Below are 26,788 nucleotides of genomic sequence, written 5' to 3'. Positions count from 1 at the left end.
CGACTTGCATCGAGCGGCTGTGGGATTGTCCGTCAGCAGGCAAAGTCCGCGCTGACGAAATGACGAAACAAACGTAACTTAATCGTCGAGCAGCGACAGATCGCGCACGGCGCCGGTGTCGGCGCTGGTCACCAGCTTGGCATAGGCCTTGAGGGCCGCAGAGATCTTGCGGGGACGGGCCTGGGCAGGCTTCCAGCCCTTGGCATTCTGCGCTTCACGGCGGCGGGCCAGCTCTTCGTCGCTGACCAGCATGTTGATGCTGCGGTTGGGAATGTCGATGCGGATGATGTCGCCGTTCTGCACCAGGCCAATCGCGCCGCCGGCTGCCGCTTCGGGAGAGCAGTGACCGATGGACAGGCCGGAGGTACCGCCCGAGAAGCGGCCGTCCGTCAGCAGCGCACAGGCCTTGCCCAGGCCCTTGGACTTGATGTAGCTGGTGGGGTAGAGCATTTCCTGCATGCCGGGGCCGCCCTTGGGGCCTTCGTAGCGCACGATGACCACATCGCCTGCCTTGACCTTGTCGGCCAGGATGTTGGCCACGGCCTCGTCCTGCGACTCGACCACATGGGCCGGGCCTTCGAAGACCAGGATCGACTCGTCCACGCCTGCGGACTTCACCACGCAGCCGTCCAGCGCGATGTTGCCGCGCAGCACGGCCAGGCCGCCTTCCTTGCTGAACGCGTGCTCGTAGCTGCGGATGCAGCCTTCGGCACGATCCAGGTCCAGGCTGGGCCAGCGGGTGTTCTGGCTGAACGCCACCTGCGTGGGAATGCCGGCCGGGCCGGCCATGTAGAAGTGGCGCACGGCCTCGTCCTGCGTGCGCATGATGTCCCACTGCTCCAGCGCATCCTTCATGGTCTTGGCATGCACCGTGGGCACATCGGTGTGCAGCTTGCCGGCGCGGTCCAGCTCGCCCAGGATGGCCATGATGCCGCCAGCGCGGTGCACGTCTTCGATGTGGTACTTGGGCGTGTTGGGTGCCACCTTGCACAGCTGGGGCACGACGCGCGAGAGGCGGTCGATGTCGGCCATGGTGAAGTCGATACCCGCTTCCTGGGCGATGGCCAGCAGGTGCAGGATGGTATTGGTGGAGCCGCCCATGGCGATGTCCAGCGTGATGCAGTTCTCGAAGGCCTTGAAGCCCACGGAGCGCGGCAGCACGCTGTCGTTGTCGTTCTCGTAGTAGTCGCGGGCCAGCTCGACGATGCGGCGGCCGGCGCGCAGGAACAGCTCTTCGCGGTCGGCATGCGTGGCCACCACGGTGCCATTGCCGGGCAGGGACAGGCCCAGCGCTTCGGTCAGGCAGTTCATCGAATTGGCGGTGAACATGCCCGAGCAGGAACCGCAGGTCGGGCAGGCGGAGCGCTCCACCTCGGCCACTTCGGCGTCGGAATAGCGCTGATCGGCCGCGATCACCATGGCGTCCACCAGGTCCAGCTTCTTGAACTCTATGGTCTTGGTTTCGGGGTTGGCCAGCTTGGTCTTGCCGGCTTCCATGGGGCCGCCGGAAACAAAGATCACCGGAATGTTCAGGCGCATCGCGGCCATCAGCATGCCGGGGGTGATCTTGTCGCAGTTGGAGATGCACACCAGCGCATCGGCGCAATGGGCATTGACCATGTACTCGACCGAGTCCGCGATCAGGTCGCGGCTGGGCAGCGAATACAGCATGCCGTCATGGCCCATGGCGATGCCATCGTCCACGGCGATGGTGTTGAACTCCTTGGCCACGCCGCCGGCCTTTTCGATCTCACGCGCGACCAGTTGCCCCAGATCCTTCAGATGCACATGGCCGGGCACGAACTGGGTGAAGGAGTTGGCAATCGCAATGATGGGCTTGTCGAAATCGCCATCTTTCATGCCGGTGGCACGCCACAGGGCGCGCGCACCGGCCATGTTGCGGCCGCCAGTGGAGGTTTTGGAACGGTATGCGGGCATGGGGTTCGCTATAAGACGTTATCGGGAAATGATTCTTTGGATTATGGCCCAGCACTGCAAGGCAGCGATGCCTAGCCCATGGCGGGCTGTCAGGCAAAACAATCACAAGACATCGTCAATCACGATGCCTGATTCACTGCTCAACGACGTCGCTGACCCGGTGCCATGGCCTGCTTCTGACGTTCGATACGCTCTTTCTTGCGCTGGTCCATCTTCTCCATGGCCTTGCGCTTGGTATAGCCCGAAGCATCGGCCCAGGCCCACCAGGCGGCAGCCGCGCCATAAACGCCCAGAATCGGCCACCAGCTCCAGCCTGCAACAGGCCCGATCTGAGCCAGCTTGAGCAGCGACAACACGATCGCCAAACCTAACAGATACATACATCCCCTTTTTTGTTGATTTTCCAGAACACAGAGTGCACTGGAGAGTACACAAGCCAAGCACTACAATGCGCTAAAAGATCAACTTTAACCCCGCACCCTGGGAACTCATGATGAAGCAATTTCTGATCGCTTTCGCCCTTTCCGCCGCTGCCGTGGCACCTGCCATGGCCGATCAGGCCCTGGCACAGTCCAAGAACTGCATGGCCTGCCACGCTGTTGACAAGAAGCTGGTTGGTCCCGCATTCAAGGATGTGGCCGCCAAGTATGCAGGCCAGAAGGACGCAGCCGACAAGCTGGCTGCCAAGGTCATCAAGGGCGGCTCCGGCGTGTGGGGCCCCGTGCCCATGCCCGCCAATCCCCAGGTGAACGACGCCGATGCCAAGAAGCTGGTGGCCTGGATTCTGGCGCAGAAGTAAATCGACTGCTTCTCAACGGCGCGAGACAGGGCCGTTATCAAAAACCGCATGGCTCCCATGCGGTTTTTTGTTTCTGAAGCTACCGCGACTCAGCGGATCGCCCTGCTCTTCCATCAGCCCACCGGCACCAGGATTCCAGACTTCGCTCCACACCCGTGAGATCAGCATCTGCAACACTTGACTGCTGCTGCTCGGCAGCAACTCGGCCCGTGGCTCGCTTCGCGACGAATCAATACCGCAGCCGTTGCAATGCAGACTGTCAGGCAGCAGCGTGCAATAAAAAAGGCCCCGAAGGGCCTTTTTTGGATTCACGGCCTAGGCCAGTGAATTACGCATCACGCGAAGCACGCTTGCGATCGTGTTCCTTCAGGTGACGCTTGCGCACGCGCAGGCTGGTGGGGGTGATTTCCAGCAGCTCGTCCTCTTCGATGAATTCCACGCCGTACTCCAGCGACAGCTCGATGGGAGGCGTGATCTTGATCGCGTCTTCCTTGCCGGAAACACGGAAGTTGGTCAGCTGCTTGGTACGTGTGGCGTTCACCACCAGATCGTTGTCGCGGCTGTGGATGCCGATGATCATGCCTTCGTACACGGGGTCGCCGGCCTTCACGAACATGCGGCCACGGTCGTCCAGCTTGCCCAGGGCGTAGGTGAAGATTTCACCGTCGTCCATGGAGATCAGCACGCCGTTCTTGCGGCCGCCGATGTCGCCCTTATGGGGTTCGTAGCTGTCGAAGATGTTGGCGATCAGGCCGGAACCACGTGTCAGGTTCAGGAATTCGTTGGTAAAACCGATCAGGCCGCGGGCAGGGATACGGTATTCCAGACGGACGCGACCGCGGCCATCGGGTTCCATGTTCACCAGCTCGCCCTTGCGCTCGCCCAGTGCCTGCATCACGCCGCCCTGATGGCCTTCTTCGATGTCGGCAGTCACCAGCTCGATAGGCTCGTGCTTTTCGCCGTCAATCATCTGCATCACGACGCGAGGCTTGGACACGGCCAGCTCGTAACCTTCGCGGCGCATTTCTTCCAGCAAGATGGTCAGGTGCAGTTCGCCGCGGCCGGAGACTTCAAAGATACCGTCTTCGTCGGTTTCCTTGACACGCAGAGCCACGTTGGAGCGCAGTTCCTTTTGCAGACGGTCCCAGATCTGGCGGCTGGTCACGAACTTGCCTTCACGACCTGCCAGGGGCGAGGTGTTCACGCAGAAGTTCATGGTCAGGGTGGGCTCGTCAATCTTCAGCATGGGCAGAGGCTGGGGATTGGCGGGGTCGGTGACGGTCTCGCCGATACCGATGTTTTCGATACCGCTGATCAGCACGATCTCGGAAGGACCGGCTTCGGTGGCCTGCACGCGGTCCAGACCCTGGAAGGTATGCACCTGGTTGATCTTGCCGCTGTAGCTCTTGCCGTCAGGACCGGCCATCACGGCCACTTGCTGACCGGGCTTGAGCGTGCCCTGGGTGATGCGGCCCACGCCGATACGACCCACGAAGGTGGAGTAATCCAGAGCGGAGACCTGCAGCTGCAGGGGAGCGCTGGCATCGCCCTGCACGGAAGGCACATGGTCGAGGATGGTGTCGAACAGGGCGGACATGTCCTCACCCCACTTGGCACCGGGCTCGCCCTCTTCCTTGGACGACCAGCCGTTGATGCCGGAGGCGTAGACCACGGGGAAGTCCAGCTGCTCGTCGGTGGCGCCCAGCTTGTCGAACAGGTCGAAAGCGGCGTTGATCACCTTGTCGGGGTTGGCGCCGGGCTTGTCCACCTTGTTCACCACCACGATGGGGCGCAGGCCCAGGGCCAGAGCCTTCTTGGTCACGAAGCGCGTCTGGGGCATGGGGCCTTCCTGCGCATCGATCAGCAGCACCACGCCGTCGACCATGGACAGGGCACGCTCCACTTCGCCGCCGAAGTCCGCGTGACCGGGCGTGTCGAGAATGTTGATGTGGGTGTCCTTCCAGGACACGGCACAGTTCTTGGCCAGAATGGTGATGCCGCGCTCACGTTCGATGGCATGGTTGTCCATCACGGTGTCGACGACTTTTTCGTGCTCGGCAAAAGTGCCGGACTGGCGCAGCAGCTGGTCCACCATGGTGGTCTTACCGTGGTCAACGTGCGCGATGATCGCAATGTTGCGGATTTGTTTGCTCATAATGTTTCCAAAATGCCGCTTGCTTGTGGACGCGGCGTTCCTTCCAAAATTTGTTGAATTTCTAGCGGACTGAGCAGGCGCTCGGGAATCAATTCCCCGCTCGCCACACGGCCTACCCCTAAAAGGGCATGCGGGCGCTCACCATACACCGCCACGGCCGGGGCATCCGCCCAAGACCCTCGACGGCGCAAGCCTGATAGAAAGCGTCCTGCATCCTGTTCACCCAAGGTGACGACGGCATGACGATGCAGCAGGGTATCGACAGGCTGGACCTGCGCGATGCGCTCTTCATCGTTCATGGCTTCCAGCGCCTGCAGCGTCACGCAACGCGACACTTCAAGACCGCCGGTTTCCACACGGCGCAGAAAACGCAAATGGGCGCCACAGCCCAAGGCCTCGCCCACGTCTTCGCCCAATGTGCGGATGTAAGTGCCCTTGCTGCAGGTCACTCTCATCTTGACAGCCGGATGCCCCTGATCGTCCTGCACCAGAGTCAGATCCAATGCATGAATGGTGACATCGCGTGCGGGGCGCTCCACTTCCACGCCCGCACGGGCATATTCATAGAGTGCCTTGCCGTCCTTCTTCAGCGCACTGTGCATGGGCGGCACCTGCTTGATGTCGCCTGTGAACTGGGCCTGCACCTGCGCCAGGCGCTCGGGCGTGATGGCTGCCAGATCGACGGCACGCTCCAGCACCACATCGCCCTCGGCATCGGCCGTGGTCGTGGTCTGGCCCAGGCGGGCAATGGCTTCGTAGGTTTTCTCGGCTTCGAGCTGAAGCTGACTGAATTTGGTGGCAGCGCCGCAACACAGCGGCAGCACGCCACTGGCCAGCGGATCAAGCGTGCCTGTATGCCCGGCCTTTTCGGCGCGCAGCAGCCACTTGACCTTCTGCAAGATATCGTTGCTGGACCAGCCCAGCGGTTTATCGAGCAGCAACACCCCATGCACAGGGCGCCGCTGCACCCGGGTGCGAGGGGCGTTCATGTGCTTATTCCTGTTCGGGTCCGCGCGACGCCACAGCCTTGGCGATCAAGGCGTTCATGTCGGCAGCGCGCTCTGTAGTGCGGTCGTAGACGAAATGCAGCGTGGGCACGGTATGAATGTGCAGACGCTTGAACAGGCCGTTGCGCAGAAAGCCTGCGGCCTGATTGAGTGCTGCCAGCGTCACTTCGGGATCGCCGACGAGCACGCTGAAGAACACCTTGGCGTGGGCATAGTCAGGAGTCACCTCCACGCCTTGCAGCGTGACCATGCCGACGCGCGGGTCCTTCAACTCGCGGGCGATCAGCTCCGACAGATCACGCTGGATCTGGTCGGAAACTTTGAAGCTGCGGTTGGGAGCAGCAGATTTGCGTTTGGTTGCCATGAATAAAAAAGGAGCTATTTGCGCTTGCTGCACAAGGAATTCAAGGCATTTTCAGCCTCAAACCCTTGCGTAACAGGCGCTAGCAGCTATTGCTTTTACAGCGTACGAGCGATTTCCTTGATCTCGAAGACTTCCAGCACGTCGCCTTCCTTGATGTCGTTGTAGTTGCGCAGCTTGATACCGCACTCGAAGCCTTCCTTGACTTCCTTGACATCGTCCTTCATGCGACGCAGCGACTCGATCTCGCCCGTGTAGATGACCACGTTGTCGCGCAGCAGACGGAAGTGTGCATTGCGGGTGACGTGACCTTGCGTGATGTACGAGCCGGCAATGGTGCCGATCTTCGTCGCCACGAACACGGTACGGATCTCGGCCATACCGATGATCTCTTCGCGCTTCTCGGGAGCCAGCATGCCGGACATCGCAGCCTTCACCTCATCCACGGCGTCGTAGATGATGTTGTAGTAGCGAACGTCGACATCGTTGCCTTCAGCGGTCTTGCGGGCCTGAGCATCCGCACGCACGTTGAAGCCGATGATGATGGCCTTGGAAGCCAGCGCCAGGTTGACGTCGGACTCGGAGATACCGCCCACGCCGGAGTACACCAACTGAACCTTGATCTCGTCGGTGGACAGCTTGAGCAGCGAGGCTGCCAGAGCTTCCTGCGAGCCTTGCATGTCGGCCTTGATGATGATGGGCAGGGTCTGCACATCGCCAGCGGACATTTCGGCGAACATGTTTTCCAGCTTCGCAGCCTGCTGCTTGGCCAGCTTGGTGTTGCGGAACTTGCCGGCGCGGTAGGTCGCGATTTCACGGGCACGACGCTCGTCGCTCAGCACCATGAAGTCGTCACCCGCCTGGGGCACTTCGTTCAGACCCTGGATCTCGACAGGGATGGAAGGACCGGCTTCCTTGGTCTGCTTGCCGTCTTCGTCGAGCATGGCTCGCACGCGACCATAGGTCTGGCCAGCCAGCACCACATCGCCGACCTTCAGCGTACCGGACTGCACCAGCACCGTAGCCACGGTACCGCGACCCTTGTCCAGCTGGGCTTCGATCACGATACCCTTGGCAGCGGCGTCCACGGGCGCCTTGAGTTCCAGCACTTCGGCCTGCAGCAGCACTTGCTCCAGCAGCTCGTCGATGCCCTGACCGGTCTTGGAGGACACGGCCACGAAGGGAGAGTCACCGCCGTATTCTTCGGGTAGCACCTCTTCCACGACCAGCTCCTGCTTGACGCGATCGGGGTTGGCTTCGGGCTTGTCGGCCTTGGTGATGGCCACCACGATGGGAACACCAGCCGCCTTGGCGTGCTTGATGGCTTCCTTGGTCTGGGGCATGACGCCGTCGTCGGCAGCAGCCACCAGAATCACGATGTCGGTGGACTTGGCACCGCGAGCACGCATGGCCGTGAAGGCCTCGTGACCGGGGGTGTCCAGGAAGGTGATGATGCCGCGAGGCGTCTTCACATGGTAGGCACCGATGTGCTGAGTGATGCCGCCGGCTTCGCCCGACGCCACCTTGGTGCGACGGATGTAGTCCAGCAGCGAGGTCTTGCCGTGGTCCACGTGCCCCATGACGGTCACCACGGGAGCGCGCGGCAGTTGCTCGGCTTCGGAGTTGGAGACTTCCTCGGCGGTGAAGGCTTCGGGATCGTCCAGCGCAGCCACCTTGGCGGTGTGGCCCATTTCTTCCACCACGATCATGGCGGTGTCCTGGTCCAGCGGCTGATTGATGGTGACCATCTGGCCCATCTTCATCAGAACCTTGATGACCTCGGATGCCTTGATGGCCATCTTGTGAGCCAGTTCGGCCACGGTGATGGTCTCGGGCACCGAAATCTCCAGCTGACGGAACTCGGGAGCCTGCTGCTGTTGCTGCTCGTGACGATCATTGCCACGACGGCCGCCCTTGGGACCACCGCGCCAGTTGGAACGGCCAGCCACGCCGCCGGAGCTGTCGCCACGGGTCTTGATTTCCTTCTTCTTGCCGGCGTCGTTGGACCAGCTCGAAGACAGCTTGGCGGACTTGACTTCCTTGCCTGGACGGGCACCGCCGCCGGCATTGGCCGCGCCAGCGCTGCCTGCAGGCTTGTTGCCATCCTTGGTGGCAACAGGCTTCTTGGCATCCGCAGCGACCGGAGCAGCCTTCTTGGGCTCCTCGGGCTTCTTGGCGACCAGCACCTTCTTAGGCGCAGCCATCATGGCGCGGATGGCTTCCGCTTCGGCCAGGGCCTTGCGGCGGCGCTCATCCAGATCCTTGGCGCGGCTGGCTTCTTCAGCAGCCTTGGCCTGGGATTCGGCTTCCGCCTTGGCGCGTGCCTCGGCCTGGGCCGCAGCACGTGCGGCAGCGCCTGCTGCGTGCTCGCGCTTTTCTTCTTCCTTTGCCGCCTTGGCTTCAGCCACCTTGGCGACTTCCGCGGCTGCATAGGCTGCAGCACGTTCCTCGGCTTCGCGCTCGCGGCGCTCGCGCTCTTCGCGCTCTTGACGTTCCTTGGCCAATTGTTCTTCCTGATGGCTCAACAGCTCGGCCTCGCGGCGAGCATCTTCTTCACGGCGTACCAGCTCTTGACTAGCGGCACGCTCCTGCACAGCCTTAGCCATGCTTTCCGCATTGGCCTGAGCCTCGGCGGGAGTGTCTTCCCGCTTCACGAAAGTGCGCTTCTTGCGCACTTCCACCTGAATCGTACGGGCACGGCCCGATGAATCCGCCTGCTTGATTTCGCTGGTGGACTTCTTGGTCAGCGTGATCTTCTTGGCACCGCTGCCATGGCTTGCCTGCAGGTGAGACAGCAAGCGCTGCTTGTCACCTTCGGTCAGCGCGTCAGCCGCATTGGCCTTGTCAACCCCGGCGGCCTTGAGCTGCTGCAGCAAGGTATCAGGGGTCGTGTTGCGCTCTTTCGCAAATTCTGCAACCGTATTACTCGACATAAATGCTCTGTACCTCCCTGACCTTACTCTTGCCCATCGGTAAACCAGTGCTCACGCGCCTTCATGATCAAGGCCTTGGCTTCTTCGGCAGTCTGACCGGTGATTTCGGTCAGCTCGTCGATCGCCAGGTCGGCCAGATCGTCACGTGTGTGCACATCAGCTTGCGCCAGCTTGTCCAGCAGCTCGGCAGTCATGCCGTCCAGAGACACCAGATCCTCGGATGCCTTGCTCACATTTTCTTCGCGAGCAATTTCCTGACTCAGCAGTGCATCCTTGGCGCGGCTACGCAGCTCGTTCACCGTCTCTTCGTCGAAGGATTCGATTTCGAGCATTTCCTGCAGCGGCACATAGGCCACTTCTTCCAGGGTCTCGAAACCTTCTTCGATCAGGATGTTGGCGATTTCCTCGTCCACATCCAGCTTTTCCATGAACAGCTTGCGCGAGACAGCCGACTCGTCGGCCTGCTTCTGGGCAGACTCTGCAGCGTCCATGATGTTGATCTTCCAGCCTGTCAGCTCGGAGGCCAGACGCACGTTCTGACCGCCGCGACCGATGGCGATGGCCAGATTTTCCTCGTCCACGACCACGTCCATGGCATGCTTTTCCTCATCCACAACGATGGAAGAGACATTGGCAGGAGCCAGGGCACCGATCACGAACTGGGCGGGGTCTTCGGACCACAGCACGATATCCACACGCTCGCCGGCCAGCTCGTTGGTCACCGCATTCACGCGGGTGCCGCGCACGCCGACGCAGGTGCCGATGGGGTCCACGCGCTTGTCGTGGCTGAGCACGGCGATCTTGGCACGAGAGCCGGCGTCACGGGCGCAGCTCTTGATCTCCAGCAGGCCTTGCTCGATCTCGGGCACTTCATTGCGGAACAATTCCACCATGAATTCGGGAGCCGAGCGCGACAGCAGGATGGGAGCACCGCGCAAGGTGGCATCGACTTCCATGATCATGGCGCGCACGCGGTCGCCATTGCGCAGATTTTCCTTGGGGATCATCTCGCCGCGCTTGAGTCGGCCTTCCACACGGCCGGATTCGACAATGATGTCGCCCTTGTCCATGCGCTTGACGGTACCGGTAAAGATCTTCTCGCCACGGGCCAGGAATTCGTTGAGCAGCATTTCGCGCTCGGCGTCGCGAATCTTCTGCAGGATGACCTGCTTGGCAGCCATGGCACCGATACGGCCGATGGGCAGCGACTCGATCTGCTCTTCAATGAACTCACCAATTTGAATGCCGGGCACGCGGTCTTCCGCATCCATCAGCATTTCTTCGGCGTCGGGGTTCTGCAGACCGGCATCGTCAGACACCACCACCCAGCGGCGGAAGGTGTCGTAGTCGCCGCTTTCGCGATCGATGGACACGCGGATGTCTACTTCACCTTGGTACAGCTTCTTGGTGGCCTGTGCCAGTGCGGATTCCACGGCACCAAAAACCACATCGCGTTCCACGTTCTTTTCACGCGAAATGGCTTCAACCAACATCAACAGTTCGCGATTCATGCGACGACTCTCCTATTTCAATCACACAAAGAGGATTTGCATGCGACCTCTTTGCCCCAAAAGATTCAAACGCTTCAGCTGCCTCACTCGGGCTTGGCTGCGCGTCCTTTGAAATTCACAATCGGTGCCAGACGAGCTTCGCGCAACTCGTCAAGCGTAAAGCCCATCGCGTTCAACGGCGCAGGCTCACGCTTCTTGCTGACGCGCACGCCCGGCTTGGGAGGCGGCTCATCGCTCCAGACGATCTGCCAGCCACCTTCTTCAGTCCGCTCCAGCGTGCCACGAAATTTCTTGCGGTTTGCATTGATCTTGTCGCCACCTGCAGCCCCGATGGGAGCCTTGAGCGTCAGATCCACCTCCGAGCCTTCAAAGCGGATGAAGTCCTGCTCATGGCGCAGCAAACGATCAATGCCTGGAGAAGAGACCTCCAGGCGGGCGTAGTCCGCACCATCGACTTCCAGCGCAAACTGAAGCTGGCGCGTGACCTTTTCGCAGTCTTCCACTGTCACGAACTGCTCGGGCAGCTCAGGCGCACCGTCCTCCGGCGCCTGCCAAGGCAAATCAATCGTGATGCGCAGCAGGCCGCCGGCCGAGCGCTCGATTTCAACCAGGTCATAGCCCAGACCTGTCACGGTTTGTTCAACGATTTGCTGTAGTGCCACGTGTATTCAGTTCAATCCCGAAAAATCTGTCAAATCATGGACTTAGCTCTGCCAAAAACAGGTTTCGCCATGAATTGCCCAAAAAAAACGGGCGGTATGTACCCGCCCGTTTGGTCGTGAAGCCGTAATTGTAGCCGCAAACCACTGTTTTCGCAAAAAGTGTCTCGCATAAAACAGCGATCAACGCAAGACTTCCTGCAGGTCATCAGCGCGCAACAATCGCTGCAGCAAATCCTGGGCCTCCTGCACATCGGCGGGCCTCGCCGCCGCATCTGCGGGCAGGGATTGCAGCATCCGCGCCAGCACCCCCGTCTGCGGAAGCACAGGCCCCAGGAATCTGGCCTGCTCGCCCTGCGCCACCAAAATGGACGGAAAGGTTTCTATGTCCAGATCGCCAGCTACATCCTCACGGTCTTCCACATCGAGCCAGACAAAACGCATCTGTGGAAACTGGGCAGCAAGAGCCTCGAAGGGCTGCCGGTACTGTTTACAGGTACCGCACCAGTCAGCACAGAGGCAGACAACCAGCCATGCGTCTGCTTTTGTAATTTCTTGTTTCATTTCACGAACTCTGGGCAGGCCTTCGCACACGCCCCTGCATTGATCCCGGCAATGGTAGCGCCAGATGCCCTTAAGGACTCAAACCCCGGTCATCACCCCACCAGCGCGCATTGAGACCCTTGAAGCTGCCGCACTCTATCCCTATTATTTTCCTGAATGCGGGCGCAGCAATGGCAGCAGCCAAGGCAACAGTCTTGCGCCCATCTTTTGACAAGAAGATTGGTGACTCCATGGATTACAAGGACTATTACAAGATACTTGGCGTGGACAAAAAGGCCTCCACCGAGGACATCAAAAAGGCCTATCGCAAACTCGCCCGCAAATACCACCCCGACATCAGCAAGGAAAAAGACGCGGCTGCTCGCATGGCCGAGGTCAACGAAGCCAACACCGTGCTCTCCGACCCCGAAAAGCGCGCCGCCTACGACGCCATGGGCGACGAGATGCAGTTTGCTCAAAATGCCAGAGCTCAGGGCAGCGGAGGCTTTCGCCCGCCGCCCGACTGGGATCAGCGGGACTTTCACTTCAGCAGCCAGGGCGATGCCGGCAGCGACGCCGATTTCAGCGACTTTTTCTCGCAGATGTTCGGCCAGGCCGCTCGTGCACGGCGCCATCAGGGCCAGCAAGGCGCGCGCAGCACCCCAGACATGCGCGGCCAGGACCAGCATGCCAGCATAGAGCTGGATCTGCAGGACAGCTATAGCGGCGCCGTGCGCTCGCTGCATCTGCGCAGCACCGTGCTCGACGACCAGGGCATCCCCACCCACAAGGACAAGGAGCTGCAGGTCACCATTCCCAAGGGCGTGCGCGAGGGCCAGATGATTCGCCTTGCCGGTCAGGGCAACCCGGGCCTGGGCAAGGGTGCTCCAGGCGATCTACTGCTGGAGGTGCACTTCCGCAGCGACCCGCGCTGGTGGTCCGAAGGCAAGGATGTCTACCAGCGAGTGCCGCTCGCGCCCTGGGAAGCCGAGCTGGGTGGCCCCGTCCCCTTCAAGACGCTGGCCGGGGAACTGGAAGTCACCGTGCCCGCCGGCTATCGCTCGGGCCGCAAACTGCGCCTCAAGGGCAAGGGCCTGCCCGCCGCCACGCCAGGTGATCTGTACCTGGTGCTGGATGTGGTCTTCCCGCCCGCGGCGACACCCGCGCAAAAGCAGGCTTATGCCGACTTTGCCAGGGCCTTCCCGCAGTTCGATGCCCGCAGCCTGAGTTGAAAGGTTTTCCCATGAGCCCCTCCCACTACCCTTTCTACGAACCTGCCGAGCTGCTGGAACAGGCCGTGCTCGATCTGCACGAACTGGCGCGCCATTGCTGCACCAGCCCGCAATGGGTGATCGAGCATGTGCAGACAGGCGTCATCAGCTACGACAACGAAGGTCAGCTGCGCGAGATCAGCCACGAGCAATGGCGCTTCAGCAGCCAGACGCTGGTACGTGCACGCCGCATTGCCCAGCTGGAACACAGCTTCGACGCCGACCCTCAGCTCGCCGCCCTGACCACCGATCTCATTGAGGAAGTGCAGCAACTGCGCCGCAAGCTGAAAAATCTGCAAGGATGAGCAAACCAACGCTCTGAAGCCGTGAAAAGCAAAAAGCCCTCGTACCGAAGTGACGAGGGCTTTTTTGCGGGCCGCACACCAGGGCGCAGCCTGCCGCAGGAATTAGCCGTGGCGCTTGCCGGGCTGCTTCTTGCTGCGAGTGTGCGAACCACGCTCCAGGCTCACGCGCTGGCCACGGCCGGGAGTGGGCAGGGTCACGCCATTGGGTGCCTGGGGACGGGGAGTGGCCTTGCGGTCTGCTTCGGTAACGATCTTATTGCCCATGTCGAATTCTCAATTGGGAGGTTGAAAAGGATCAATTAGGCCACAGCCAGAGAATTCGCGCCAAATAAATACAAACTTTCGAGTGCGGATTCAGTGTTTTTCAGCGAATGCCTGCCTCGCGAATCAGTGAATCGACAGCAATTGCAGGCATTCAAAGCCTCAAACCTTTGAAGGGAAAGCGCTGCTCGCTATCACATTCAGACCGCCGAAGGCTCGGCAACGACCCCGGCGGCCTCGACCAACTGGCGCGTGTATGCCTGCCTCGGCGCAGTCAGCACCGCCTGCACATCGCCCTGCTCCACGATCTGCCCGTCCTTCATGACCAGCACCTCATGGGCCATGGCGCGAATCACGTCCACATCGTGGGTGATGAGCAGATAGGCCAGACCACGCTCCTTCTGCAGCCGCTGCAGCAGGGCCAGCACTTGCTGCTGAATGGTGACGTCGAGCGCACTCGTGGGCTCGTCCAGCACCAGGACCTCGGGCTCCATGATGAGCGCGCGTGAAATCGCCAGGCGCTGCCGCTGCCCGCCCGAGAATTCATGCGGATAGCGCTGCAGCAGGCCGGGAAACTGGGCCTCGGTCAAGCCCACCTCTTCGAGCATCTTGAGCACGCGCTCGCGCCGCGGCCCGGCAGCGAGCTCAGGGGCATGGATCTGCAGGCCTTCGCCGACGATCTCCTCCACCGTCATGCGCGGAGAGAGCGAGGAGAACGGATCCTGAAACACCACCTGGATCTTGCGCCGCAGCGCCAGATTGGCGGCGCTGTTGCGGATTGCCGGCTGCTGCCATTGTCTGCCAGCCACCTGCAGCTCCCCGGCCGCAGGCAACAGCCCCAGCACGGCCTGGGCCAGCGTGGATTTACCGGAGCCCGATTCACCGATCACGCCCAGGGTACGGCCGGGCCGCAGCAGCATATCCGCGCCCTTGACCGCGACGAACGCGCCCTTTTTGAACCAGCCGCGAATGCCGGGCAAGGGCGTGGCATAGCTCACCTGCAAGGCCCGGGTCTGCACCACGGCAGCCTCACCGGCCGGCACGGTCTCATCCGCCACATTGCGTACCGGCCGGCTGGCCAGCAGCTTGCGGGTATAGGCATGCTGCGGGTTCTGCATGAGATCGGCCACCGCGCCCTGCTCCACGAGACGGCCTTTTTCCATGACGGCCACGCGGTCGGCAAAGCGGCGCACCAGGTTCAGGTCATGCGTGATCATCAGCACGGCCATGCCGGTCTGCCGCTGCAGATCGGCCAGCAAATCCAGGATCTGGCCACGCAGCGTCACATCCAGCGCCGTTGTCGGCTCGTCGGCCAGCAGCAGCCGGGGACGGCTGGCCAGGGCCATGGCAATCATGGCGCGCTGACGCTGGCCGCCGCTGAGCTGGTGCGGAAAGCTCTGCGCGCGACGCTCGGGCTCAGGGATGCCGGTAGTGGCCAGCAGCTCGACGGCCTGCTTCAAGGCCTGCGCCCGGCTCAAGGCCTGCTTGAGCTGCAGCACCTCCGCCACCTGCGCGCCGACGGTCATCAGCGGGTTCAGCGCCGTCATCGGCTCCTGAAAGATCATGGCGATATCGCCGCCGCGTATGCCCTGCATCTCGCGCTCCGAAAGCCCCAGCAGATCGCGCCCGTCCAGCAGGGCCCGGCCACCCAGTTGCGCATCGCCCACCAGGCGCAGCAGCGACAGCGCCGTGACCGACTTGCCCGAGCCGGACTCCCCCACCAGCGCCAGCTTTTCACCGGCAGCCATCTCGAAGCTCACACCCTGAACCACGGGCTTGCCCGCAAAAGACACGCTCAGATCGTGCACGCTCAGCAGCTGGCTGCGGCTCTCAATCCCATACTTTTCCTGGCTCATGGCTTGCCTCCTGCGCGCTTTGCAGCCCCGGTGTGCGCCTGCTTGCGCGGGTCCAGCGCATCGCGCAGGGCATCCCCCATAAAGGTCAGCAGCAGCAGCGTGATGACCAGCACGCCAAAGGTGGACAGGGAAATCCACCAAGCATCGATATTGTTCTTGCCCTGGCTCAGCAGCTCGCCCAGGCTGGGCGTGCCTGGCGGGACGCCCAGACCCAGAAAATCGAGCGAGGTCAGCGCCAGGATGGCCCCGCTCATGCGAAACGGCAAAAAGGTGATCACCGGCGTCATGCTGTTGGGCAGAATGTGGCGAAAGATGATGGAGCGATTGCTGGCACCCAGCGCCTGGGCGGATTTCACATAGTCGAGCTGGCGATTGCGCAGAAACTCGGCTCTCACATAGTCGGCCAGCCCCATCCAGCCGAACAGGCTCAGCAGGATCAGCAGCAGCGAGACACTGGGCGCAAACAGCGCGCTGAAGATGATGAGCAGGTAGAGCTCGGGCATGGAGCCCCAGATTTCCGTCAGGCGCTGGAAGGCCAGATCAGTCTTGCCGCCAAAAAAGCCCTGCACCGCTCCCGCCAGCACGCCCAGCAGCACGCCCACGGCCGTCAGCGCCAGGCCGAACAGCACGCTGACGCGAAAACCGTAGATGAGCTGCGCCAGCAGATCGCGCCCCCGGTCGTCGGTGCCCAGCCAGTTGTCGACCGACGGCGCAGAAGGATTGGGCGACTTGGCAAAGTAATTGATGGTGGACTTGCCATAGCGGTTGATGGGGAAGATCGCCCAGTTGTCGCCCTCGCCGAGCCTTTGCTGGATGAAGGGATCGAGGTAATCGGTCGGCGTATGGAAATCGCCGCCAAACGTGGTTTCCGGGTAATCGTGCAGCAGCGGCAGATAGGTCTGCCCCTCGTAGCGCACGATGAGCGGCTTGTCGTTGGACAGCAGTTCGGCAAACAGGCTGAGCAGCACCAGCACCGAGAAGACCAGCAGGCTGGCAAAGCCCAGTCGATTGCCTTTGAAGCGCCGCCAGGCCCGGCGCCCAGGGGATTCGGACTTGGCAGCAGGCGCCGCCGGCACACGCTCTACTCCTGTATTCATAGCTTCTTGCGCTTGCAGGGCATTGGTTTGAGGCTTATTTTGCATAAATCAATCAAACTTGACCCGGGGGTCTACCCAGACATAGCAAAGATCGCTGATGAGCTTGGTCACCAGGCCGATCAGCGTGAACAGATACAGCGTGCCCAGCACCACGGGAAAGTCGCGCCGGATCACGCTTTCATAGCTGAGCAGACCCAGGCCATCGAGCGAGAACAGGGTCTCGATCAGCAGCGCGCCGGCAAAGAAGGCGCCGATGAAAGCCGAGGGAAAGCCCGTGACGATGGGAATCAGCGCATTGCGAAACACATGCTTGTAGAGCACCTGGCGCTCGGACAGCCCCTTGGCGCGGGCCGTCAGCACATACTGCTTGCGGATCTCTTCGAGAAACGAGTTCTTGGTCAGCATGGCTGTCACGGCAAAGCTGCCGGCCACCATGGCCGTCACAGGCAGCGCGATATGCCAGAGATAGTCCGCCACCTTGCCCATGGTGCTGAGTTCGTCGAAATTGGCCGATGTCAGCCCGCGCAGCGGAAACCACTGCAGCTGCCCGCCAAAGACGACCAGCAGCGCCACGCCCAGCACAAAGCCCGGAATGGCATAGCCGATGAGAATCACGATTGTGGTCGCCAGATCGAAGCGCGAGCCGGCCCGCACGGCCTTGGCCACGCCAAGGGGCACAGCCACCAGATAGCTGATGAAAAACGTCCACAGCCCCAGGCTGATGGAGACCGGCAGTTTTTCCTTGACCAGCGCCCAGACGCTTTTGTTCTGAAAAAAGCTGGTGCCCAGATCGAAGCGCGCGAACTGGCCCAGCATCTGCACAAAGCGTTCTACCGGCGGCTTGTCAAAGCCGTACAGCGCCTTGATCTCTTCGAGCCGCTTGGGGTCCACGCCCTGGCCGCCCCGGTAGCTCATGGAAGCGCCTTCGGCGCCGTGTCCGGCACCGGCCTTGGCCTCGGCCAGATACTGCTCCACCGGGCCACCGGGCACGAACTGGATGACGACAAAGGTCAGCAGCAGCACGCCCAGCAGCGTGGGGATCATCAGCAAAATGCGTTTGAGAATATAGGCAAACATCTTCGATCAACCCTTGTTTTCAGCCGCGGCAGCGCTGGTCGCAGCGCCGGGCCGCCCAAAGCAGAGGGGCAGCGACCCGTGCAACGGCGGAGCGTGGGGGCCACTTTACCTGGGCCGCAGCGCCGGGCCGCCCCAAGCAAGGCCAGCCCCCTCGGGGGGCAGCGACCCGTGCAACGGTGGAGCGTGGGGGCCACCTTACTTGGCCCACCAGGCATAGACGGCCCATAGCTCGCCCGGCGAATAGGCCGGAATCTGCCCCGGCAGCGCCAACTTCCAGGCGTCATAGACCATGCGGTGCGTGCCCGAGTAATACTGCGGGATCAGGTAATGGCCGTGGACGATGATGCGCTCCAGCGCGTGGCAGGCGGGCAGCATCTGCTGCTCGGACTTGGCCGCAGCCATCTGGGCGATGATGGCATCCACGGCCTTGCTCTTGAGACCGACATAGTTCGAGGCCCCCTCCACATCGGCGGCGGCGCTGCCGAACAGCTCGGCATATTCCTGCCCCGGATTGTGCGTGCCGGGCACGTTGAGCGTCACGATGTCGAAATCGTATTTGTCCATGCGCTGCTGATAGAGCGCGTAGTCCACATTGCGCACCTTGAGCGTGATGCCCAGCTTTTCCAGATTGCGCATCCAGCTGCTGACGATCTTGACACCGCTCTCGCTGCTGTCCAGATATTCCAGCACCATGGGCTCGCCCTTGGCGTTGCGCAAGGCTCCATCCCTGACCGTCCAGCCGGCATCGGCCAGCAGCTTCTGCGCACGCCGCAGATTGCCGCGCAGGCCATCAGGCCCGTCGGTGCGTGGCGGCTGGGCCATCTGCCCCAGCGTGCCTGGCGGCAGACTGCTCTCATAGGGCTTGAGCAGGGCCAACTCGGCATCGCTGGGATCGCCCGTGGTTTCGCAAGCGGTGTTGCCAAACAATCCATGCACGCGCTGATATGCGCCATAGAACATCTGACGGCTCATCCACTCAAAGTCATAAGCCAGGCCCAGGGCCTCGCGCACGCGTACATCCTTGAGCTGCTCGCGGCGCAGGTTCAGAAAGAAGCTCTGAAAGCCCGAGGGCAGCTTGTTCTCGAACGCGCCCTTGACCAGTTCGCCCGAGGCGAAGCGCCGCCCCGTCAGACGCCTGGCCCAGTCGCCCGCGCTGTTGATGCGCATGAGATCGAACTCACCGGCCTTGAGTGCCTCCAGCCGCGCCGTGTTGTCCTTGTAGATCTTGATGGTGACTCGGTCAAAATTGGCCAAACCGACACGCACCGGCAAGGCTGCCCCCCAATACTTAGGGTCGCGAACATAGCTGATGTCCTTGCCAAACTTGACCGGCCCTATCTTGTAGGGCCCGCTGCCGATGGGCGTGTCCATCACCACCTGATCGAAGGCCTTGGGCTTGCCATCCGCGCCCAGCCCCCAGTCACGGCTGAACACCGGCAGCAGGGCGCCCACGGTCAGCGGCAGGTCGCGGTTGGGCTTTTTGAAGCGAAAGCGCACCGTGCGCTCGTCGAGCACATCACAGGCAGCCACCTCGGCAAACAGCGTCTTGTAGCCGGGCGAGACATATTTGCTCAGCAGCGTCTCGTAGCTGTGCTTCACATCCTGGGCCAGCACGGGCTTGCCGTTGTGAAAGCGCGCCTGCTTGCGCAATTTGAATGTCGCGGACAGGCCGTCGGCCGCCACCTCCACATCCTCGGCCAGCAGGCCGTAGCCCGTGGCCGTCTCGTCGAGGCTGGGGGTCAGCAGGGTCTCGAACAGCATGTCCGCCAGATAGGCAGGCGGCGAACCCTTGATGGTGAAGGGGTTGTACTTGTCGAAGGTCGAATAGCGCAGATTGCTGACCATGCGCAACTCGCCGCCCTTGGGCGCTTGAGGGTTCACATAGTCAAAGTGCTTGAAGTCGGCCGCGTACCTGGGCTGGCCCCAGAGCGCATAGCCATGTGCTGCCAGGGCAGGTGTGGCAACTTGGCTGCTGACAATCAGGGCTGAGCAAATCATCCAATGGCGCATGCGACAATTCTGCCCTACCCCGACTGATTCGCACCCAGTTCGAACAGATACGTTTTCAAAGATGGCGCGTCTGCCACAGATGCAGCCATCGTCTCTTTCAATTTTCTTTGGAGAACAACAATGGGTTTTCTCGCCGGTAAAAAGCTGCTGATCACGGGCGTTCTGTCCAACCGTTCCATTGCCTACGGCATTGCCAAGGCCTGCCATGAGCAAGGCGCAGAACTGGCTTTCAGCTATGTGGGTGAACGCTTCAAGGACCGCATCACCGAATTTGCTGCCGACTTCGACTCCAAGCTGGTGTTCGACTGCGACGTGGGCGACGACGCCCAGATCGAAAAGCTGTTCGCCGACCTGGGTGCCACCTGGGGCAAGTTCGACGGCTTTGTGCACTCCATCGGTTTTGCCCCCCGTGAAGCCATTGCCGGCAACTTCCTCGACGGTCTGAGCCGCGAGAACTTCAAGATCGCCCACGATATCAGCGCCTACAGCTTCCCCGCCATGGCCAAGGCAGCCCTGCCTTACCTGAACGACAAGTCCTCGCTGCTGACCCTGTCCTATCTGGGCGCTCTGCGCTCCATCCCCAACTACAACACCATGGGCCTGGCCAAGGCATCGCTGGAAGCATCCGTGCGTTACCTGGCAGAAGCCGTGGGTCGCACTGCCGACGGCCGCGCCATTCGTGCCAACGGCATCTCCGCCGGCCCCATCAAGACCCTGGCTGCCTCCGGCATCAAGGACTTCGGCAAGCTGCTGGGCCGTGTGGCCGACGCCGCTCCTCTGCGCCGCAACGTGACCATTGAAGACGTGGGCAATGTCGCGGCCTTCCTGCTGTCCGACCTGGCCTCCGGCGTGACCGCCGAGATCACCTATGTGGACGGCGGCTTCAGCCAGACCGCAGGCCTGTCTGCCGATCAGGTCTGAGCCCCAGGCTTTTGACGACACCAGCCCCGCAGGCCTCAGCAGCCTGCGGGGCTTTGTTTTTTGGGGCCGTGCCCGACATCTTGGCCCTTGCCCTACAAGCGCGGCAAAGCACTGACGCTATGGTTCACAGTGTTTTCTCTATGGTTCTGACGAATATTCAAGAGGAGCTTACATGCCATATCGTTTTCTCATCCTGACCGCATTCGCTGCTGCCCTGACGGCCTGCAGCACCCCCGAGCCCCAGCCCGCCCAGGCCATCGCCAGGCTGCAGGCCACTTCGGGTAGCAAGGTCGGCGGCGATGTGAAATTCACCCAGAAGACCGGCCAGCAGGTGATGGTCAATGCCGTGATTCACGGCCTCAAGCCCAATTCCGAGCATGGCTTTCACATCCACGACAAGGGCGACTGCGGCGACAATGGCAATGCCGCTGCCGGCCACTTCAACCCGCTGGGCAATCCGCATGGCAAATATGACTCGACCCAGCACCATATGGGCGACCTGCCCAGCCTGAAGGCCGACTCCAACGGCGTGGCCACCGTCAACGTACAGTCGGCGGACATCACCTTGCTGGCCGGCCCTGGCAATGTCATGGGCCGGGCGGTCATCGTCCATGCACAGCCCGACGACTACACCACCCAGCCCACGGGCAATGCCGGCGCGCGCATCGCCTGCGCCGTCATCAGCCGCGACTGAAGGTCTTGCCCCTTTGACAAAAGCCGCTGCCTGGCTGCAGCGGCTTTTTCATTGAAATCACCGCAATTACTTATGGATAAGCCGCTGATAGCCATGTTTTTTGATATGGGTTCGTACCCGCATCGACAGCATAGGCTCCGCGCTCTAGCATGAGCTGCCTCTTTACCGGGAGATAGCCATGCCTGAGCCACGGCATCGCCCCCTGCGGGAATGCATTCTCTGGCTGGTCTGTGCCTGTCTCTGCATGGGCTTTGTTGCCGTGCGGTCCCAGACCACGACACAGCCGCCTTCGCTGATGCTGGCCCAGGTCTGGCGCAGCGGCCTGCCGCTGCAGGACTATTGGATCAGCGAGAAACTGGATGGCGTACGCGGCTACTGGAACGGCCACCAGCTCGTCAGCCGTGGCGGGCAGCGGATCGCGACGCCAGAGTGGTTTGTTCGGGACTGGCCGGCCACCCCCATGGATGGCGAGCTCTGGGCCGGACGCGGCCGGTTTTCCCATGCCCAGTCCACCACGGCACAGGCCATCCCGGACGATCGGGCCTGGCGCCAGATGAGATTCATGGTGTTTGATCTGCCCGCGGCTCCGGGCAGCTTTGACCAGCGCCTGCCGCTGCTGCAGCGCACCGTCGGGGCCATTGCCCAGGACTGGGTGCAGATGGTGGAGCAGCGCAAGCTGGGCTCGGAAGCCGAGTTGCGGCAATGGCTGCACACAGTCGTCAAAGGCGGCGGCGAGGGCTTGATGCTGCACAAAGGCAGCGCCCCCTATCGCCCGGGCCGCAGCGACGATCTGCTCAAGCTCAAGCCTTTCGATGATGCCGAAGCCCGGGTCATAGGCTACAAAAACGGACGCGGACAATGGCAGGGCATGACGGGTGCGCTGCTGGTGCAGACCCCGGACGGCAAGCAGTTTTCACTGGGCTCCGGACTGACGGTGCAGATGCGCAAAAGTCCGCCCGCGCTCGGCAGCTGGGTCACCTACCGCTACCAGGGCCTGCACGAAAAAAGCGGGCTGCCGCGCTTTGCCCGCTTTTTGCGCGTACGCAGCGAGCCGGGCTTTCAGCCCGAGCCGGCAGGCCCGTGACTCTGGCTTCATCGCTACCTGCGACTGCCGACCCTGCGCCTCAAGCCCAGGGCGCCCAAACCTACGGCAGTTGCGCCCCCAGGTCGCGCGCGGCCTGCAGCACGTTTTTGACATAGCGCTCGTCATAGCGATGCGCAGGCATGGTCAGCGTCAGGGCGGCCGCCAGCTCCCCGCTGCGGCGAAAGACCGGAGCCGAGATGCCGGCGATCTCGCTATGTCTGTCGCCCACCAGGGCTTCGTAGCCATCGGCCCGTACACGCGCATAGTGGTTGCGATTCTTCTTCACCCAGTCGCCCAGCTCCGGATCGAAAGCGACCAGCACACGCCCGCCAGCTCCCTTATCCAGGGGGAGCAGATCGCCGGCACGCGCATGATCGCGTACCGGGTGCGGCGAATCCACACGGTACAGACACAGGCGTTCACGCCCCTGGCGCACATGGTAGGCAGCGCTCTCGCCCGTGGCCTGAACCAGTGCGCGCAGCACCGGCATGACCAGTTTATCCAGCGAAAAGCTCTGCTCATAAACCACATGCAGCCTGGCCACGGCCGGGCCCACCGCATAGCGCCCGTCATCCTGGCGCTGAACCCAGCCGCCATGCTCCAGAGAGGCCAGCAGCCTCAGCACCGTGCTCTTGTAGAGCCGGGTGCGCTCGGCCAGCTCGGCCAGGCTCAGCGCGGCATCGCCATCCTGGAATGCACTCAGCACGCTGAGAGCGCGGTCCACTGCAGCCACACCGCCAGGTGCGGCATTTTCGTCGGCTACGGATTCATTCAGGGATTTACGCGGCATGGAAACTCCTGCCCCGCATCTTGACAGGGCATCAGTACGCAAGGCAATATTTCAATAGAAAGAATTAAGTTCTATCAGACAGAACATCATTAAAGCATTGTGCCAGCCGCAATGCAAGCATGAAATCCAAGTGAGGCAACCATGTCATTCCCCCAGCGTTTCGATCTCCTGATCAGCGAAGTCGGCCCCCGCGACGGCCTGCAGTCGATCTCGGCCACCATGAGCACGGCCCACAAACATGCATGGATCGATGCTCTGGTGGCAGCGGGCGTGCAGGAGATCGAGGTCGGCTCCTTTGTCTCGCCCAAACTGCTGCCGCAGATGGCCGATGCCGCCGAGGTCGTACGCCACGCCACCGCCCATCCCGGCGTCACCATCATGGCCCTGGTGCCCAATCTCAAGGGCGCCGAAGCCGCCATGCGCGCCGGCGCGCACAAGATCACGCTGCCCGTATCGGCCAGCCCCGCGCACTCCATGGCCAATGTGCGCAAGACACCCGCGCAGATGGTGGAAGAAGTGCGCGCCATCGCCAGGCTGCGCGATGAGATCGCCCCTGCCGTGCATATCGAGGCCGGCATCTCCACCGCTTTCGGCTGCACCCTGCAGGGCCTGGTGCCCGAGGACGAGGTGATTGCGCTGGCTGCCGCCTGCGTGGCCGCCGGCGCCGACGAATCGGGCCTGTCCGACACCACGGGCATGGCCAACCCGGCCCAGGTCAAGCGCCTGTTCACACGCCTGCGCAACGAACTCGGCGACAAGGCCGGTGCCGCACATATGCACAACACCCGAGGCCTGGGCCTGGCCAACTGCCTGGCTGCCTATGAAGCCGGCGTGCGCACTTTCGACGCCTCCCAGGCCGGACTGGGCGGCTGCCCCTATGCCCCCGGCGCCTCGGGCAATGTGGTGACCGAAGATCTGGTCTTCATGTTCGAAGCCATGGGGCTGCGCACCGGCATTGACATTGAGCGATTGCTTGCAGCGCGAGAAACGCTGGCCGCCGGCCTGCCGGGCGAGGCGCTCTACGGCATGCTGCCACCCGCGGGCCTGCCCAAGGGCTTTGTGCCTCAGCGCTACTGATCACACAGCGGCTCGCCCATGAGCCGAAGACAAGAAGAGATGAATATGCACGCCTCAACCGAAACCGCCGAGACTTCCTCCCCCCTGCCCTATAGCGGCATCCGCGTGGTGGAGTTCACCCATATGGTCATGGGCCCCAGCTGCGGCCTGATGCTGGCCGACCTGGGCGCCGAAGTCATCAAGGTCGAGCCCGTGGGCCACGGCCGCAACGGCGATGCCACGCGCAAGCTGCTCGGCTCGGGCTCGGGCTTTTTCCCGCTGTTCAACCGCAACAAGAAAAGCCTGACGCTGGATCTGCAGACCCCCGAGGGCAAGGAAGCCGCGCTGCGGCTGATCGCCACGGCCGATGTGGTGACCGAAAACTTCAAGCCCGGCACCATGAAGAAGCTGGGCCTGGACTATGAAAGTCTCAAGCAACAATTCCCACGCCTCATCTATGTGAGTCACAAGGGCTTTCTGCCCGGCCCCTACGAACACCGCACGGCCCTCGACGAGGTGGTGCAGATGATGGGGGGCCTTGCCTATATGACGGGCCGGCCCGGCGACCCGCTGCGCGCGGGCACCAGTGTCAACGACATCATGGGCGGTATGTTCGGTGCCATGGGAGCCATGGCCGCCCTGGCTCAGCGCGAGAAGACCGGCAAGGGCCAGGAAGTGCAGAGCGCTCTGTTCGAGAACAATGTGTTTCTGATCGCCCAGCACATGATGCAGTACGCGGTGACCGGCAAGCCTGCAGCACCCATGCCCGCGCGCATTTCGGCCTGGGCGATCTACGACGTGTTCGAGGTCCAGGGCGGCGAGCAGATCTTTCTGGCCGTGGTCAGCGACGGCGCATGGCGCGAGTTCTGCGATGCCTTTGGTCTGGAGCAGCTGCGTGACGACCCGCGCCTTGGCAGCAACAACGACCGCGTGCAGGCCCGCAGCTGGCTAATGCCGCTGCTGCGCGAAACCATGGCCGGCTACAGCGCCGCGCATATCGCCAGCGTCTTCGAGGACAAGGGCTTGCCGTTCGCGCCCATCGCCCGCCCGCACGATCTGCTCGAGGACCCGCACCTGAACGCCACGGGCGCACTGGCCCCCATCACCTTGCCCGACGGCCGCGACAGCAAGACCGTGCTGCTGCCGCTGACCCTGGACGGCAAGCATCTGCAGGTGCGCCTCTCGCCGCCCAAGCTCGGCGAGCACAGCCTGGAGATTCTGACTGCCCTGGGCTACAGCCAGGCCCAGGCCCAGGCACTGGCACAGGGCCAGCCCGACTGAGCGCCCCTGCGGGGCCATCGCTCCGCACGACCCACGCCCCCCCAGAACAGGATGCCCAGGCGCGCCCTGCGGGGGATTCTTTCGCCCCATTTCCATCATTCAGGAGACAAAACCATGCCATACAGCCCCTCTTCCCGACACCCGAACCGTCGCCTGGCGATGGCAGCATGCGCGCTGACGGCCATGACGCTGGCCGCCGGCAGTGCTGCGGCCCAGCCCGGCGAATGGCCCGCCAAGTCGATCCGCATGGTCGTGCCCTTCACGCCTGGCGGCGGCACCGACACGGTGACGCGCCAGATCAGCGAACGCATGGCGACCGCGAATCGCTGGGTCATCGTAGTGGACAACAAGCCTGGCGCGGGCGGCAATATCGGCCTCGATGCCGTCGCCAAGGCGCCGGCCGACGGCTATACCTTCGGCATGGGGCAGACCGCCAATCTGGCCATCAATCCCTCGCTGCTGCCCAGCATGCCGTTCAACGCCAAGACCGATCTGCTTCCCGTGGCGCTGGTGGCCTCGCAGCCCGTGGTGCTGGCCGTGCCCACCGATTCGCCCTGGAAATCACTGCAGGATCTGATCGCCGCGGCCAAGGCCCAGCCTGGAGCCATCAAGCAAGGTCTGGCTTCCACAGGCACCGTGGGCCATCTGGCGGGGGAAATGCTTTCCTACAAGGCCAAGATCGATGTGCTCAACGTGCCCTACAAAGGCGCCGCGCCGGCCGTGACCGACCTGCTGGGCAAGCAGACCCACTATATGTTCGGCACGCCTCAGGCGGTCTACCCCATGATCAAGGGCCAGCGCCTGCGCGCACTGGCCGTGACCTCGGCCAAGCGTCTTGCCATCCTGCCCCAGGTCCCCACCGTGGCCGAGTCCGGCTTTCCGGGCTTTGAAGCCGTGGACTGGAAGCTGATCGTGGCCCCCAGGAACACGCCTGCAGCGCTGGCGCAGAAGATCAACGCCGCAGTGAACACCGGCTTGCAGGACCCTGCAGTGCTCAAACAGCTGCAGTCCGAAGGCAGCACACCCATGGGGGGCAGCCTGCAGGATGCCCAGGCCTATCTGCAAAAAGAGCAAGCCAGCTGGGCCGCGCTCATCCGCGACGCGAAGATCACTCTGGAATAGTCATCAAAATCAGTAGCCGCCTGCGCAATAACCACCTATGTTTCAAATAGATTCATT

At 62.4% G+C, this 26,788-nt stretch carries 25 protein-coding genes; 9 read left to right on the top strand and 16 right to left on the bottom strand.

Going from position 1 to position 26,788, the window contains the following annotated elements:
* Positions 1-78: 78 nt before the first annotated feature.
* Both ilvD and MPZ60_RS09970 read right to left on the bottom strand, forming a co-directional pair.
* Positions 79-1,938 carry a dihydroxy-acid dehydratase gene (gene ilvD, locus MPZ60_RS09975; RefSeq protein ID WP_003063146.1) on the bottom strand — a complete coding sequence of 620 codons (1,860 nt, stop codon included), beginning with the start codon at positions 1,936-1,938 and terminating at the stop codon, positions 79-81.
* A 140-nt stretch (positions 1,939-2,078) separates the two neighbouring features.
* Entirely contained in the window at positions 2,079-2,318 is a 240-nt protein-coding gene (locus MPZ60_RS09970) for a TIGR04438 family Trp-rich protein (protein WP_003063147.1), read from the bottom strand.
* Positions 2,319-2,431: 113 nt separating this feature from the next.
* Here MPZ60_RS09970 and MPZ60_RS09965 point away from each other — a divergent pair, with 113 nt between their 5' ends.
* A complete protein-coding gene (locus MPZ60_RS09965) occupies positions 2,432-2,737 on the top strand; it encodes a c-type cytochrome (RefSeq protein ID WP_034350048.1) in 306 nt (101 codons plus the stop codon).
* 12 nt (positions 2,738-2,749) lie between these two features.
* On the opposite strand, the gene MPZ60_RS09960 is transcribed toward MPZ60_RS09965, so the two are convergent.
* The 8 genes from MPZ60_RS09960 to MPZ60_RS09925 all read right to left on the bottom strand — a co-directional run bounded on the left by MPZ60_RS09960 (position 2,750) and on the right by MPZ60_RS09925 (position 11,927).
* Positions 2,750-3,049 carry a hypothetical protein gene (locus MPZ60_RS09960; RefSeq protein WP_131324619.1) on the bottom strand — a complete coding sequence of 100 codons (300 nt, stop codon included), beginning with the start codon at positions 3,047-3,049 and terminating at the stop codon, positions 2,750-2,752.
* A 16-nt stretch (positions 3,050-3,065) separates the two neighbouring features.
* Positions 3,066-4,892, bottom strand: coding sequence for a translational GTPase TypA (gene typA / locus MPZ60_RS09955; RefSeq protein ID WP_034351801.1), 1,827 nt, complete (start codon positions 4,890-4,892; stop codon positions 3,066-3,068).
* Positions 4,889-5,881, bottom strand: a complete 993-nt coding sequence (truB, locus tag MPZ60_RS09950) for a tRNA pseudouridine(55) synthase TruB (protein ID WP_034351800.1) — start codon at positions 5,879-5,881, stop codon at positions 4,889-4,891. The genes typA and truB overlap by 4 nt, the downstream gene beginning before the upstream one ends.
* A gap of 4 nt (positions 5,882-5,885) precedes the next feature.
* A complete protein-coding gene (rbfA, locus tag MPZ60_RS09945; RefSeq protein WP_003056352.1) occupies positions 5,886-6,263 on the bottom strand; it encodes a 30S ribosome-binding factor RbfA in 378 nt (125 codons plus the stop codon).
* 95 nt (positions 6,264-6,358) lie between these two features.
* Positions 6,359-9,193 carry a translation initiation factor IF-2 gene (gene infB, locus MPZ60_RS09940; protein WP_034351799.1) on the bottom strand — a complete coding sequence of 945 codons (2,835 nt, stop codon included), beginning with the start codon at positions 9,191-9,193 and terminating at the stop codon, positions 6,359-6,361.
* A gap of 23 nt (positions 9,194-9,216) precedes the next feature.
* Positions 9,217-10,704 (bottom strand): transcription termination factor NusA, encoded by a 1,488-nt coding sequence (gene nusA, locus MPZ60_RS09935; protein ID WP_003063156.1) that lies wholly within the window; start codon positions 10,702-10,704, stop codon positions 9,217-9,219.
* 83 nt (positions 10,705-10,787) lie between these two features.
* On the bottom strand, positions 10,788-11,366 hold the full coding sequence (rimP, locus tag MPZ60_RS09930; protein ID WP_034351798.1) for a ribosome maturation factor RimP: 579 nt from the start codon (positions 11,364-11,366) through the stop codon (positions 10,788-10,790).
* Positions 11,367-11,546: 180 nt separating this feature from the next.
* Entirely contained in the window at positions 11,547-11,927 is a 381-nt protein-coding gene (locus tag MPZ60_RS09925) for a thioredoxin family protein (RefSeq protein ID WP_034349992.1), read from the bottom strand.
* Positions 11,928-12,157: 230 nt separating this feature from the next.
* On the opposite strand from MPZ60_RS09925, the gene MPZ60_RS09920 reads away from it, so the two are divergent.
* Positions 12,158-13,138: a DnaJ C-terminal domain-containing protein gene (locus tag MPZ60_RS09920; protein WP_034351852.1), complete on the top strand. Its 981-nt coding sequence runs from the start codon at positions 12,158-12,160 to the stop codon at positions 13,136-13,138.
* Positions 13,139-13,149: 11 nt separating this feature from the next.
* Positions 13,150-13,482, top strand: a complete 333-nt coding sequence (locus MPZ60_RS09915; protein ID WP_003063164.1) for a chaperone modulator CbpM — start codon at positions 13,150-13,152, stop codon at positions 13,480-13,482.
* 102 nt (positions 13,483-13,584) lie between these two features.
* Here the strand turns inward: MPZ60_RS09915 and MPZ60_RS09910 are convergent, their stop codons facing one another.
* The 5 genes from MPZ60_RS09910 to MPZ60_RS09890 all read right to left on the bottom strand — a co-directional run bounded on the left by MPZ60_RS09910 (position 13,585) and on the right by MPZ60_RS09890 (position 19,783).
* Positions 13,585-13,746, bottom strand: a complete 162-nt coding sequence (locus MPZ60_RS09910; RefSeq protein WP_003056362.1) for a hypothetical protein — start codon at positions 13,744-13,746, stop codon at positions 13,585-13,587.
* Positions 13,747-13,943: 197 nt separating this feature from the next.
* On the bottom strand, positions 13,944-15,599 hold the full coding sequence (locus MPZ60_RS09905; RefSeq protein ID WP_034351797.1) for an ABC transporter ATP-binding protein: 1,656 nt from the start codon (positions 15,597-15,599) through the stop codon (positions 13,944-13,946).
* Positions 15,596-16,696, bottom strand: a complete 1,101-nt coding sequence (locus MPZ60_RS09900; protein WP_122974407.1) for an ABC transporter permease — start codon at positions 16,694-16,696, stop codon at positions 15,596-15,598. The genes MPZ60_RS09905 and MPZ60_RS09900 overlap by 4 nt, the downstream gene beginning before the upstream one ends.
* 48 nt (positions 16,697-16,744) lie before the next feature.
* Positions 16,745-17,773, bottom strand: coding sequence for a microcin C ABC transporter permease YejB (locus MPZ60_RS09895; RefSeq protein WP_034351795.1), 1,029 nt, complete (start codon positions 17,771-17,773; stop codon positions 16,745-16,747).
* 195 nt (positions 17,774-17,968) lie between these two features.
* Positions 17,969-19,783 carry an extracellular solute-binding protein gene (locus tag MPZ60_RS09890; protein WP_080746249.1) on the bottom strand — a complete coding sequence of 605 codons (1,815 nt, stop codon included), beginning with the start codon at positions 19,781-19,783 and terminating at the stop codon, positions 17,969-17,971.
* 120 nt (positions 19,784-19,903) lie between these two features.
* Here MPZ60_RS09890 and fabI point away from each other — a divergent pair, with 120 nt between their 5' ends.
* From fabI to MPZ60_RS09875, 3 genes are all read left to right on the top strand, one after another.
* Entirely contained in the window at positions 19,904-20,704 is an 801-nt protein-coding gene (gene fabI, locus MPZ60_RS09885; protein WP_003063172.1) for an enoyl-ACP reductase FabI, read from the top strand.
* A gap of 172 nt (positions 20,705-20,876) precedes the next feature.
* A complete protein-coding gene (locus MPZ60_RS09880; RefSeq protein WP_034351794.1) occupies positions 20,877-21,398 on the top strand; it encodes a superoxide dismutase family protein in 522 nt (173 codons plus the stop codon).
* A gap of 178 nt (positions 21,399-21,576) precedes the next feature.
* Positions 21,577-22,482, top strand: coding sequence for a DNA ligase (locus tag MPZ60_RS09875; RefSeq protein WP_080746248.1), 906 nt, complete (start codon positions 21,577-21,579; stop codon positions 22,480-22,482).
* A gap of 61 nt (positions 22,483-22,543) precedes the next feature.
* Here the strand turns inward: MPZ60_RS09875 and MPZ60_RS09870 are convergent, their stop codons facing one another.
* Positions 22,544-23,272 carry an IclR family transcriptional regulator gene (locus tag MPZ60_RS09870; RefSeq protein ID WP_034351792.1) on the bottom strand — a complete coding sequence of 243 codons (729 nt, stop codon included), beginning with the start codon at positions 23,270-23,272 and terminating at the stop codon, positions 22,544-22,546.
* A gap of 141 nt (positions 23,273-23,413) precedes the next feature.
* On the opposite strand from MPZ60_RS09870, the gene MPZ60_RS09865 reads away from it, so the two are divergent.
* From MPZ60_RS09865 to MPZ60_RS09855, 3 genes are all read left to right on the top strand, one after another.
* On the top strand, positions 23,414-24,349 hold the full coding sequence (locus MPZ60_RS09865) for a hydroxymethylglutaryl-CoA lyase (protein ID WP_034351791.1): 936 nt from the start codon (positions 23,414-23,416) through the stop codon (positions 24,347-24,349).
* A 45-nt stretch (positions 24,350-24,394) separates the two neighbouring features.
* A complete protein-coding gene (locus MPZ60_RS09860) occupies positions 24,395-25,609 on the top strand; it encodes a CaiB/BaiF CoA-transferase family protein (RefSeq protein ID WP_187771871.1) in 1,215 nt (404 codons plus the stop codon).
* Positions 25,610-25,768: 159 nt separating this feature from the next.
* Positions 25,769-26,731, top strand: coding sequence for a tripartite tricarboxylate transporter substrate binding protein (locus MPZ60_RS09855; protein ID WP_242607147.1), 963 nt, complete (start codon positions 25,769-25,771; stop codon positions 26,729-26,731).
* Positions 26,732-26,788 lie beyond the last annotated feature (57 nt).

Source organism: Comamonas sp. 7D-2 (assembly GCF_022749555.1).
Classification (GTDB): domain Bacteria; phylum Pseudomonadota; class Gammaproteobacteria; order Burkholderiales; family Burkholderiaceae_C; genus Comamonas; species Comamonas thiooxydans.
The sequence above is the reverse complement of the archived record's forward strand: the minus strand, read 5'-3'. Positions and strand labels throughout refer to the sequence as shown.